This is a genomic window from Aquimarina sp. Aq78 (assembly GCF_900299525.1).
GTDB lineage: Bacteria > Bacteroidota > Bacteroidia > Flavobacteriales > Flavobacteriaceae > Aquimarina.
Genome location: NZ_OMKA01000003.1, coordinates 264,627 through 277,729, shown reverse-complemented (window position 1 = coordinate 277,729; position 13,103 = coordinate 264,627). Strand labels below are relative to the sequence as shown.

The 13,103-nt window shown below is 34.8% G+C and carries 7 protein-coding genes; 3 read left to right on the top strand and 4 right to left on the bottom strand.

Going from position 1 to position 13,103, the window contains the following annotated elements; genetic code table 11:
- Positions 1 to 166 precede the first annotated feature (166 nt).
- Entirely contained in the window at positions 167 to 3,436 is a 3,270-nt protein-coding gene (locus DG435_RS06185; RefSeq protein ID WP_106793334.1) for a M36 family metallopeptidase, read from the top strand.
- 18 nt (positions 3,437 to 3,454) lie between these two features.
- Here the strand turns inward: DG435_RS06185 and DG435_RS06180 are convergent, their stop codons facing one another.
- The gene (locus DG435_RS06180) at positions 3,455 to 4,342 is read right to left on the bottom strand and encodes a hypothetical protein (protein WP_106793335.1); all 888 of its coding nucleotides are present in this window, start codon (positions 4,340 to 4,342) and stop codon (positions 3,455 to 3,457) included.
- 164 nt (positions 4,343 to 4,506) lie between these two features.
- On the opposite strand from DG435_RS06180, the gene DG435_RS06175 reads away from it, so the two are divergent.
- Entirely contained in the window at positions 4,507 to 6,891 is a 2,385-nt protein-coding gene (locus DG435_RS06175) for an Ig-like domain-containing protein (RefSeq protein ID WP_106793336.1), read from the top strand.
- Positions 6,892 to 7,079: 188 nt separating this feature from the next.
- Positions 7,080 to 10,148 (top strand): fibronectin type III domain-containing protein, encoded by a 3,069-nt coding sequence (locus DG435_RS06170; protein WP_106793337.1) that lies wholly within the window; start codon positions 7,080 to 7,082, stop codon positions 10,146 to 10,148.
- An 82-nt stretch (positions 10,149 to 10,230) separates the two neighbouring features.
- On the opposite strand, the gene DG435_RS06165 is transcribed toward DG435_RS06170, so the two are convergent.
- The 3 genes from DG435_RS06165 to DG435_RS06155 all read right to left on the bottom strand — a co-directional run bounded on the left by DG435_RS06165 (position 10,231) and on the right by DG435_RS06155 (position 12,992).
- Entirely contained in the window at positions 10,231 to 11,442 is a 1,212-nt protein-coding gene (locus DG435_RS06165) for a bifunctional alpha/beta hydrolase/OsmC family protein (RefSeq protein ID WP_106793338.1), read from the bottom strand.
- Positions 11,443 to 11,563: 121 nt separating this feature from the next.
- Positions 11,564 to 12,433: a VOC family protein gene (locus DG435_RS26075; protein ID WP_369871722.1), complete on the bottom strand. Its 870-nt coding sequence runs from the start codon at positions 12,431 to 12,433 to the stop codon at positions 11,564 to 11,566.
- Positions 12,434 to 12,443: 10 nt separating this feature from the next.
- The gene (locus DG435_RS06155; protein WP_106793339.1) at positions 12,444 to 12,992 is read right to left on the bottom strand and encodes a type II toxin-antitoxin system RatA family toxin; all 549 of its coding nucleotides are present in this window, start codon (positions 12,990 to 12,992) and stop codon (positions 12,444 to 12,446) included.
- Between the last annotated feature and the right edge of the window lie 111 nt (positions 12,993 to 13,103).

The window sequence follows — 13,103 nt, the reverse complement described above, 5'->3', positions numbered from 1 at the left end:
AGCTAAGCAAAGTATTATGAATAACAAAAAGCATTACAATGTTGATATTGAACATATTTCAATATAATTGTTAAATTTCGTGTGTTTCGTGAGATATTCTCATTTGTTTATATAAATGCTTTAATTTTTGTTAATTTTATAGAACACAAACTCAAAAATTTTTTTTATGAAAAAAGGTTACTCGTTTGTCATTCTATTATTTTTAATAGGGCAAACAATTCTTGCACAGAACTCGAACACACTAGTTCGAAATCACTTTAGCGATATTGCTAAAAATGAATCTTCAAAAACTTTAAATACTGATTTTTCAGAATGGAGAATTACAGATGAGGTTCCTTCATTAAAGCCTGGTATAACACATGTATATGTTAATCAGCTTTATAATGGAATTCCTATTGTAGATGGAGCTTATAAGTTAACAGTTAATAATGGTAAAATTACTTATGAAATTGATCAATTTATTAAAGGAGTAAAATCAAAAGTAACTTCTACAAAAGCATCTTCTACAGAGGTTTCGGCAATAAATGCGGTTATAAGGGCGCATAACTTGCCTTCTGCTAAAAGATTATCTAAAACTGTAAGCAAATCTAATGGAAACGATGTTTCACAATTTACAGATTCTGGAATTACAGGGGACAATGAACCTATTCAAGTTAGAAAAGTCTATAAATTACATAATAACGAATTACGTCTTAGTTGGAATGTGAGTCTCTATGAGAAAAACGGACATAACTGGTGGAATAGTTTTGTAGATGCTGCGACAGGTGAAATTATATATGAAGATAACTGGGTAGTAAAATGTACTTTTGAAAGTGTTGATCACGGTTCACACAGTCATGAATCATTACTTATGGATACCAAAGAGGTAGTAACGGTTGCAGAAGCACCAACAGCAGCTTTGGCACCTGATTCATATAATGTACTTGCAATGCCGGTAGAAAGTCCAATACATGGTAGTCGTTCTATAGTTACAAATCCAGCAAATGCTACAGCATCTCCTTTTGGATGGCATGATACTAATGGAAGTAATGGAGCAGAACACACCATTACAAGAGGTAATAATGTATGGGCACAGGATGATATTAACGGAAATAATGGTACAGGTTCTTCTCCTAATGGAGGATCAAGTCTTGACTTTGATTTTCCATTAAATCTTAATCAGGATCCCAGCAATTATAGAGATGCCGCTATAACTAATTTATTTTACTGGAATAATATCATACATGATGTTTTCTACCAATATGGTTTTAATGAAGCTAGTGGAAATTTTCAGGAAAACAACTATGGTAAAGGAGGAGCAGGAAGTGATTCTGTAAATGCCGATGCTCAAGATGGTAGCGTTACTTGTAATGATCCAAGAACTAATTGTATCAATAATGCAAATTTTGGTACTCCACCAGATGGAAGTAACCCAAGAATGCAAATGTTCTTATGGAATAGAACCACCCCTAAGAGAGATGGAGATTTTGATAATGGGATTATAGCTCATGAGTATGGACATGGTATTTCTACTCGATTAGTAGGAGGACCTTCTTCTAATGTTTTAGGAGGATCTGAGCAAATGGGTGAAGGATGGTCTGACTTTTTTGGGTTAATATTGACCATGAAAGCAGGTGATGTAGGTACAGATGGAAGAGGTGTTGGTACATATGCGCTTGGCCAACCAACTTCTGGAAACGGAATTAGACCAACTCGATATTCTACAGATACATCTATTAATAGTACAGATTATGGAGATATAAATAACCTTCGTGTACCACATGGAGTTGGTTATGCATTTGCAACAATTCTTTGGGATATGACTTGGGCTTTAATAGACCAAGAAGGTTTTGATGCAGATTTTTATAATGGAACAGGTGGGAATAATATTGCTATGGCCCTTGTTATTGAAGGATTAAAGAATACAGCTAATAACCCAGGATTTGTTTCGGGTAGAGATGGGATTCTTCAGGCAGATAAAGATTTATATAACGAAAAATATAAGTGTTTGATTTGGAAAGCATTTGCAGCACGTGGAGTAGGACAAGATGCTAACGAAAATAATAACGGTGGTTCTAATAGTAATACAGATCAAACTGTTTCTTTTGTAAATCCTTGTGATGATCCAGGTCCAGGACCTGGTAATTGTTCTGGTGATGTGACTTCATTCCCGTTCTCAGAAAGTTTCGAAACTAATTTAGGAGAATGGGCGCAGGCAACATCGGGAGATGATCTAAACTGGACCAGAAATTCTGGAACTACTCCTTCTACAGGAACAGGACCAAGTAGTGCAGCAGATGGTACGTTCTACCTTTATGTTGAAGCTTCTGGTAATGGAACAGGATATCCTAATAAAAGAGCTATTTTAAATTCTCCTTGTTTAAATTTCAGTAGTTTAACAACTCCTAAACTTGCATTCCAATACCATATGGTAGGAAGTGCTATAAACACTTTGGTAGTCGAAGCAAGAACCGATAACACAGGAAACTGGACAAGCGTATTCTCTAAGACAGGTGCTCAGGGTACTGGTTGGAATACGGCAGATGTAGATCTATCGACATATGCTGGTAACGCAAGTGTGCAATTACGATTTAATGTAGTTACAGGTAGTGGTACTAGCGGTTGGCAAAGTGATATTGCAATAGATGCTGTAAGTATTCAAAATGGTACCACAAATCCGCCGGTGTGTGATGCATTGAATTTTAATGATTTTACAATCACAGCATTCTCTAATCAGGATAGCGCAGGTAATTTCTCAATCGTAAGTGGTGGAGCGGGATTATCAATGCAGAATAATACCTGGAAATATATTAGCCTTAACTATACCGTTACAGCAAATACAGTAATAGAGTTTGATTTTAGCAGCACTTCTCAAGGTGAAATCCACGCAGTTGGTTTTGAAAATGATAATTCATTAACTTCTTCTAGATATTTTAAAGTTCATGGTACCCAAAATTATGGAGTAACCAACTTTGATAATTATGCTAGCGGAACCAAGAAATATGTTATTCCTGTAGGTGATTTTTATACAGGTAGTATGGATCGTTTAGTATTTATAAATGATAACGATGCAGGTAGCGGAAATAACTCAATATTCTCTAATGTTAAAATTTATGAAGGATCTTGTGGCGGATCGTTAGTAGCAGAAACACTTGCTGCATTTGGAAGTATGACTCCTATTTTAGGTGATGAAGATGAAGGTGAGGTATCAACCATTAGAATTGCACCAAACCCATTGAAGAAAGGAAACTTACTTCGAGTGTTTGTTCCTAGTAAAGAAATATCAAATACATCATATTCCATTATAAATATCATGGGACAAGTAGTTGGAGAAGGAAGGCTTAATAATAATGGCTTTATCAATCTTGATCGTTTGGGTGCAGGTATGTATATACTTAAAATCCAAAATTCTGAAAGAAAAGAAAAAGGTACAATAAAGCGTTTTATTATTGAATAACTGATTTGTAGAGTAATACTAAAGACCGTTCGAAAGAACGGTCTTTTTTGTTAGAGGTGTATTTGATATTATTTTGTTTTTCAAGACTAATATGGTGATAAATGGTACTAAACCATGAGGAAGGCGATATAATACTTCATAAAGGTTTTGGTGAATAGATTGTAAAGGGAAATCAATATAAAAATTGGCAACAATTCTGGCAAATGCGGTAGCCAACCCCCATATTAATGCATACCACAAAGTATATATAGCCGTTTTGGGAACAAAAATTAAAGCAGCAATTACAAAATCCAAAATACCTGCGATATATAAAAAGGTGATAGCCACAGATTCTGAGCACCCAGCAATTTGAATAACCATATCAACGAATTTTCCGGGAACAGGATAAAACCCAAAGGCGTATAGTCCATGCGAAAAAAAAGTAACTGCAATTAGTATTTTTAGAGTAAGGATAAACCTTTTAGAAGTAAAATTATCAGTATAGGTATAGAGTAAAACAAAAGGTAAACCAAATTGGATGCTATGTTCAAAAAATTGAGCTGTATGATAAAACTTTTCTTTAGTGAGAAGAACAGCCAGAATTACTAAAGAAATTCCTCCTGCAAGTATAGGAAAACGCATCCATTTTTTATTATTTATAGTAAAACCTAATGCACAAAATGCGGCTATCAGATAGAGTATACCATTACTTCTAATAATAGCTTGAATTGTATGATCTGTTGTACTACTTGTTACATAATCTTTCCATGAAATATTAAAAACCCCTTCGATAGTAGGCTTTAAAAGACCCTCATCCCAAAAAAAAGACCGATATGGAGCATCCCAGAACAAGTGCTGCCATGCTCTGCCAATGAAAATCAGAAAAACTGATATTTTAAGAATACGTAATGCTTTAGGATTTTTCATGATACAAATTAAAAGTAATCAATGTTAATAGAGTCTGAACTAATTGTTATGTTTTGTGAAAGCTTTTGTTATCTGATTTAATTCTTAATTAAGATTATTGCAGGTTTAATTTGCTACTTATCATTAGTTTAATTTTGTAGTTCATTAACCAATGTTACACAGCCATGAAAAAAATCTATCTACTTATTGTAGCCCTTATTGGGCTGCAAACTTATGCTTCTAATGATAAGTATCGTTTAACCCTACGGGATAACCCAGCCACTTCTATAGTTGTTGGGTGGAATCAGATTTCAGGAAATAATCCTATAGTATATTTTGATACAGTAGACCACGGTACCAATTATACCAATTATAACTATTCGAAATCTCCGGATCGTATGGTCTCTTATCGTGGAATGAATAATCATTTTGTTCGTTTATCAGGATTAACTCCGGATACAGCTTACTATTTTGTGATTAAGGATAGTGAAGGAGTGAGTAAACGATTTTGGTTTAAAACCACTCCACAAGAAAATAGCAGATTTTCCTTTATTGCTGGCGGGGATTCTAGAAATAATAGAACTCCCAGATTAAACGCAAATCGTCTGGTAGCAAAACTAAAACCACATGCGGTACTTTTTGGAGGAGATATGACCGATAATGATAGTGATTCACAGTGGAGAACCTGGTTTGATGATTGGCAGTTAACTATTGCCAACGATGGAAGAATGTTTCCTATTCTTGCAGCTAGAGGAAATCATGAAAAAAGTAATAGTACAATTATTAATCTATTCGATGTACCTTCTTCTGGAGTACACTACGCGATTACTTTTGGGCGTAATCTGGTACGAACCTATACGCTAAATTCTCTTACCGCTATTTCTGGAGACCAAACGAACTGGTTAAAGAATGATCTTAATGCTAATCAGAATATTATCTGGAAAATTGCACAGTATCATTTTCCGATGCTTCCTCATGTATCTTCTAAGATAGATAACCTTATAGAATATGCAAATTGGGCTCAGTTATTTTATGATAAAGATGTAAAATTGGTAATAGAATGTGATGCACATACAGTAAAAAGCACCTGGCCTTTAAGGCCTTCTACAGATTCTGGAAATGAAGGTGGATTTGTAAGAGATGAGGATGGAACAGTCTATGTAGGAGAAGGAGGTTGGGGAGCACCATTACGAGATAATGATGATATCAAAAGTTGGACAAGAGATTCTGGTAAATTCAATCAATTTAAATGGATTTTTATTGATGAGGCAAAAATTGAAACACGAACTATAAAAGTTGATAATGCAACACAAGTAGGAGAGGTTTCTAATCATAATGTATTTGAAACCCCCAACAATCTTGATATCTGGAATCCCTCAAACGGAAGTGTGATTAAGATTATAAATAAAGCGTTTAGCGCGCCTCAAATTTCTTTTGCTACACTTCAAGAAGGACAGCATATTCCTGCAGGGAATACAACGATCGAAGTAAATGCAACCGATAGCGATGGGGAAATTGATAGAGTCGAATTTTATATAGATGAAAATTTGGTTGATGTAGATACTACTGCCCCCTATAGCATCCTGAAAAATTTAACTAATGGGATTCATAATATTAAAGCAATAGCATTTGATGATCATGATCTATGTAGTGAAAAGGAAATAACAGTCAATGTTGGGCAGTTTTCAGGAAATCTTACTGTATCTGTATCAGGAGGATATGATGATGTAGAAGAAAATTTTGTCGGACAACTTTATATAGATAGCAGTGATCTCGAATTGGTATATGACGCTACAAACCTTATAAGTTTTCAAAAAGTAGGTATTCGCTTTCAGAATATTGTAATACCACGAGGAGCAGCTATTAACAGTGCATATATCCAGTTCACAGCCGATGAAAGTCATCATAAACAAGCAGAACTAGAGTTTTCTTTACATAATAGTGATAATTCACCCCTGTTTTCTAATGAGAATAATGTATCTGGTAGAAGTGTTGTATCTCATAAAGTACGATGGAAACCTAATCCATGGACTGCAGGGCAAAGTGGTAGTGCTCAACGAACTCCTAATCTTAAAGGGATGGTACAACAAATAATAGATAAAGGAGGATGGAATCCTGGTAATAATATGAGTTTTATTATTCGTGGAAAAGGAAAAAGCTCCTGGAGAACTAGATATAAGAGAGTAGCAAGTGCTTATGAAAGTGGTTCGGATAAAGCAGCTAAATTGATAGTGAATTATACTTTTGACAGCAATTCGAGAATCGCAGAGCGTAAAGAAAATCAAATTAATACCATAACTACAACACCATTAGATGTCGAATTACATAAAATTAAAGTGTACCCTAATCCATTTGATGAAGCGTTAAATATCACTGTTCCTACAATACAAGATGCAATACATATTGAAATCTATAGTACTAATGGAAAACTTGTATTTTCTAAGAAAACACAAATTAAAAATAATACAGTAAGTATTCGTCCCGAAATTCTGGATAAAGGAGTATATGTTATTCAGCTGATAGATAAAAACGGATATTCTTTAATGACTAAACGGGTAGTTAAAAAATAGTATACATATAGAAAATGAAGGAAGTCCTTGGCTTACTCATGTTAATTAATCTCTTGTTATTTGTTATGATTTTTTAAAGTTTATGTTACCAAATTTAATTCTCAATTAATAGTAAATCAAGATGTATTTAACGTATTCGTAATAAGGTACTTTTGATTTCTTAATACACTAACCCTAACACACAAATAATGAAAAAACTTATTTTTCTTATTGTAATTCTTTTGGGATTACAAACTCAGGCTTCTAATGGGAAGTACCGTCTAACTTTACGGGATAATCCAGCCACTTCAATAGTAATTGGATGGGATCAGACATCGGGAAATAGTCCTGTTGTTTATTACGGAACCACCGATTATGGAACAAATTACAGTAGTTACCCAAATTCACAAGCTCCAGACAGAACAGTTTCTTATAAAGGAATGAATAATAATTTTGCTCGTCTTACAGGATTATCTCCTAATACAGCATATTATTTTGTAATTAGAGATAGTCAAGGAACCAGTGAGCGTTTTTGGTTTAAAACTGCTCCGGCAGATAATAGTCGATTATCTTTCATTGCCGGAGGTGACTCTCGTAACAATCGTACGCCAAGAAAAAATGCAAATCGCTTAGTCGCGAAACTAAAACCTCACGCAGTATTGTTTGGTGGAGATATGACTAATGGAGATAGTAATTCTGAATGGATCGATTGGTTTAACGACTGGCAACTAACAATTGCGAATGATAACAGAATGTTTCCGATTATAGCTACCCGAGGAAATCATGAAGATAGTAACAACAGTATTTATAATCTTTTTGATGTACCGTCATCAAGCGTATATTATGCGCTAACTTTTGGGGATAATTTGGTAAGAACATATACACTTAATACAGAAATTTCTATTTCAGGAAGTCAAACCACATGGTTGCAAAGTGATCTAAATGCTAATCCTAATGTAATCTGGAAAATGGCACAATATCATAAACCCATGCGTCCTCATGTTTCTTCTAAAAGAGAAGGAAATAGCCAATACAGTAACTGGGCACAACTTTTTTATGATAAAGGTGTAAAATTAGTGGTAGAATGTGATGCTCATACTGTAAAAACTACCTGGCCCGTTCGTCCATCTACGGGATCTGGTAGTGATGAAGGATTTATAAGAGATGACCAAAACGGAACTGTGTATGCAGGAGAAGGTTGTTGGGGAGCTCCGTTACGTTCTAATAATGATAACAAAACCTGGACCCGTAATTCGGCAAGGTTTAACCAGTTTAAATGGATCTTTGTTGACGAAAATAAAATTGAAACAAGAACAATTAAGGTGGATAATGCATCTCAAGTTGTAGAAGTTTCAAACAATAATGTATTTCAAATACCTTCAAATCTAGACATATGGAATCCTTCTAATGGTTCTGTGATAACTATAAATAATACTAATGTACCAGATAATGAAGTACCTTCTGTACCAACCAACTTAACATCATCTAATATAACAGTAAATTCGGTATCTTTAAGTTGGAACGCATCAACCGATAATATAGCCGTTTCGGGATATGATGTATATCAAAATAATACGATAATAGCTACAACAGCTTCTACAGAATATACGGTAAATGGACTATCTCCAAATTCTACATACTCTTTCAAAATTAAAGCAAAAGATGCAGCAGGAAATGTTTCAGGATTTAGTACAACAAAAAGTATTACTACATTAGATGGATCTGCTACACTTTATACGCTAGGTATAACAACTATCGGTACTAGCGACTCAAAACACGCTACCCGTAGGGCAATGCCATATACAATGAGCGAAGGTGGTATTTTACAAAGTATTACAATGCATATTGCTGGTGGTACCGGAGATGTACAATTAGGAGTATACGTAGATAATAACGGAAAACCAGGTAATAAGCTAGGGCAAACTACAGCAACGGCAGTAAGATCCACCAGAGGATGGCAAACCATTTCTTTACAAAATCCTGTTACTGTAAATAGCGGAGATACGATATGGTTGGCTTGGATATTTTCTAATAACCCTGGTATCGCTTATGTATCCGGAAGCCCAGGAAGATATCAGGCTACTGGATCAAGTTGGTCTACAAGCGGTAACAATATGCCATCAAGTTATGGTAGTGGATCTCAAAGTAACTACAGGTACTCGGTATATGCAAATTATATGCGTAATCAATCTTCTACTACCTATACATTAACTACAAGTACAGTAGGGCAAGGCTCGATAAGTGGAGGAGGAACTTATAACGATGGGAGTTTGGCTACTATTACCGTAACTGCAGCATCTGGATGGCAGTTTGATGGATGGAGCGGAGCACTCACGGGAACCACTAACCCCACTACTATTACTATGAATGCCAACAAAAATGTCACTGCTACTTTTAGTGAAACCTCTACAGGAGGGTCGCAAACTATAGAAGTTGCTATTAGCAACGGTAGTGATGATGTAGAAGAGGACAAAAACGGAAGTTTATATACTAATAGTAGTGATTTAGAATTGGTTTATGATAGCAGTAATAATTCTAGTTACCAGGTTATCGGGTTACGATTCAGGTCGGTAGGAATACCTAAAAATGCAACGATAACAAATGCGTATCTACAGTTTACTGCAGATGAAAGTCATAGTGCAGGGGCTACATTAGAAATATCACTTCATGATGCTGGTAATTCACCAGTATTTTCATCATCTAATAATGTTTCGGGAAGAACAGTATTTTCAAATAAAGTTACATGGAATCCACAATCCTGGTCCCGTAATCAAAGTGGAAATGCGCAGCGTTCTCCTGATCTGAAAAGTATGGTGCAAAGTTTGGTCAATAAAAACAATTGGTCATCTGGAAACAATGTAAGCTTTATCATTAGAGGTAAGGGAAATAGTTTAACCAGTACATCGGCAAAAAGAGTAGCAGATTCTTATGAAGGAGGGGCAGCCAAAGCAGCCAGATTAGTAGTGGAATATACAATCGTTAGTGCCAGATCTTCTGAGGCTATTGCAGTTATACAAAAAGAATCTTTTATGGTGCACCCTAATCCTTTTACTACTACAATTAATATTTCTACACCTTTATCAGAAAAGAATAGATCATATACAGCTGTAATTTATAACTTAGAAGGAAAAGTAATTTACAAGGAAAGAATTTTAACAACAGCATCAAGTAAAACGATAACAATAACTCCAAAGCGTATTGACTCTGGGATTTACCTACTTTCAATAAACAATCAAAACGGTGAGATTGTAAAAACGCAACGATTAATAAAACAATGATATAATCTAGAAAAAGATTAAACAAATATTGATAAGAGCCGCTAACTTATTGTGAAATTAGTGGCTCTTTCTGTTGTAGTTTTTAAATCAAAGTAGTAATTACCTGTGTTTCGCTATGCAATGTTTTATGAACCGGGCATTTATCTGCGATTTGTAAGATTCTGGTAATCTGTTTTTCGTCGAGATTTCCTTCTATCTTTATTTCTCTTTCGAAAGTATCGATTTTTGCTGTTGGATCTTCACAATTTTCACAATCTATCATATGAGATTTACTATAGCTGGTATGTACTTCTACATGCTGTAAATCCCACCCTTTTCTCGCAACATACATTTTTATGGTCATAGCTGTACAGGCAGATAATCCTGCTGATACATACTCATAGGGTGATGGTCCAAAATCATGACCTCCTACACTTTCTGGCTCATCGGCAATCAAATAATGATTTCCAACTTTCATTTGTGTCGTATACCCTTCAGCATTTCCTAAACTGGCAACTACATGGTGTTGACTTTTAAGTCTTGGTTCTTCGGGAATTTTAATATATCGAGAGGACCATCCTGCAATAACATTTCCGGCATACATAGAATCTTCTTTCCGCATCAGTAAGTGATCTGCCCCATCTAAGGTTACGAAGCTTTTGGGGTGTTTTGCAACATGATAAATTTCTTCAGCATTTTTTATGGGTACAGTAGTATCTTGCGGAGAATGCATTACCAAAAGTGCTTTATTTAGATGTTTTGCAACCTCAGGAAGTGATTTGGTTTCTAAGTCATCCAAAAATTGTTTTTTTATCGTAAAATCTCTTCCACTTAGGTTGATTGTGGCTTTTCCATTTATTTGAATTTCTTCTAAACCACTTTTTAGTAAATGTGCAACGTGCTTTGGGTTAGAAGGAGCTCCAATCGTTGCAACTGCTTTGATAGTATCAATCTTTGCTGCTGCAAATATTGAAGCGGCACCTCCAAGAGAATGCCCAATAAGTAGAGTAGGAGCTTTATACTCTTTTGCCAAAAAATCTGCTGCAGCTACAAGATCTTCGACATTGCCAGAAAAGTTGGTGTCTTCAAAATCACCTTCGCTTTCTCCGAGCCCGGTAAAATCAAATCTTAGTACTCCAAATCCTTGAGAAGTAAGTCCTCTACTTATATTTCGTACCGCACCCAGATTCTTATTACAAGTAAAGCAATGCGCAAATAATGCAAAATTATGTGGATGCTGATCGGCAGGAAGCTCTAAACGCCCCGATAGTGATTGACCTTCAGCATTGATAAAAGTTACTTTAGAAAGACTCATATAAATGATAGTTTGTATTAAAGGTCGAACTTTTTACTTTAAAATAACATTTTAAGTACTAATAATTTGAGCTTGCCAGGAATTAAGAGATTGACAGGTTTTCTGGATTAAATTTCCTTTTTTAATGTTGATCAATTAAAATAGGATTTCCATCAGGATCAGTAATCATAAAAGATACAGGTCCTTCTTTCTTATCAATACCATTCGACATTGTAACTGTAATTCCTTCTCCTTTTACCTTTTTATGAATATCACGAGCATTTTCAGAATTAAAAGTCAGTGTATTGCTAGGAAACATTTCCTGAAACAAACCAATTTTCGATGCTCCGTTTTTAAGGATAACCCATTTTTGATCCAAATTACCATCGATCATTGTAAATCCTAGTTTTTCATAAAAGCTTTTAGAAGCTTTAATATTTTTTACCGTTAATGAAATTGAAAAAATACCGAGATCCATGGTTTTTTTATTTTTGGTTATATACCAAATATACGATCTTCTTTTTTTCCATGTTTTGTCGGGTTGAACATCGAATGAGGTGGTAATAAGTTCACCTTCTTTTAAACTAGAAAGATGCCTGTGAACATTTTTACTACCATTGGGGCTTATGAATTCCTGAATCATTTCAGTTTGATTTCCTTCTTTTTGAGTCATAGGACCGATTCCAACCGTACCATCACCACCATATTGAGCGACAATACCTTGGTTTTTGGTAAAATCCCAATATTGACGAAACTCCCAAAAGATTCCTTGTTTTTTTCCTTTTATTAATCCATAGAGTTTACCTGTGATACTTTGTTTTCCGATTCCCCATTCCCAATCCATACCATACTGATCAAAGGGCTCATCTTTGCTTTTATATGTTTTATTATCAGTAATCCAACTCCCAATGGATTGCTCCATATTTTTAACAAACCAATCTGGAATTTTTTGTTGAGAAAATATAATATGGGTGGATGTTAAAAATATAAGTATTGTGATATATGCTTTCATAATATTGATTTTATTTTTCTGCTATTTTCTGCCAGTTATTTAATAAGAACTCAGTGTCTTTTTCAGCTTGTTCTGTTCCCATGGATAAGAAATATCCACTTAGGAAAGGGCTTTTGAATTCATATGAGAAATCTAGAAAAAGACGGGTTTGCATAGCACTTATTGCTTCTAATTTCCAGGAACCGGATAATGATTTTAAAGGAAAAGGGTAATCTTCTTTTTGAGTGTTTACAACAAACTGAAACTCTTTACCAGGATTCCATAATGTACAGGTTTCTTCCCAACTGCTTCCATCTGGTGCGCTACAAACACGTTTCATCCCTAAACCTTCTCCTTCAACAATCTCGACATGATTAATATTTGGGGCCGTTACTTTATGATAGTTACCCACATCAGAAATTACTTCCCAAACCTGATCTTTGGGAGCATTAATGATTCGTTCGGCGGTAAAGTGTTGTACACCTTTGGCTTTTGGATATTGAACAAAACCATATACAAGTATAATAACAATATCGAGTACTAGGAATAGTGCTATTCCTTTTAAAATTTTACGTATCATATCTATTTTTTTTATTGTTTCTACATCATAAAAGTACCTAAGAAAATCACGAGAAGCCTTGAAAATAGGGAACGCTTAATTAATTGAAACTCATTTGTTATATATTCTATC

Coding starts and splice junctions, on each gene's coding strand:
- DG435_RS06185 (WP_106793334.1), top strand. CDS start 167: ATGAAAAAAGGTTACTCGTTTGTCATTCTATTATTTTTAATAGGGCAA.
- DG435_RS06180 (WP_106793335.1), bottom strand. CDS start 4,342: ATGAAAAATCCTAAAGCATTACGTATTCTTAAAATATCAGTTTTTCTG.
- DG435_RS06175 (WP_106793336.1), top strand. CDS start 4,507: ATGAAAAAAATCTATCTACTTATTGTAGCCCTTATTGGGCTGCAAACT.
- DG435_RS06170 (WP_106793337.1), top strand. CDS start 7,080: ATGAAAAAACTTATTTTTCTTATTGTAATTCTTTTGGGATTACAAACT.
- DG435_RS06165 (WP_106793338.1), bottom strand. CDS start 11,442: ATGAGTCTTTCTAAAGTAACTTTTATCAATGCTGAAGGTCAATCACTA.
- DG435_RS26075 (WP_369871722.1), bottom strand. CDS start 12,433: ATGAAAGCATATATCACAATACTTATATTTTTAACATCCACCCATATT.
- DG435_RS06155 (WP_106793339.1), bottom strand. CDS start 12,992: ATGATACGTAAAATTTTAAAAGGAATAGCACTATTCCTAGTACTCGAT.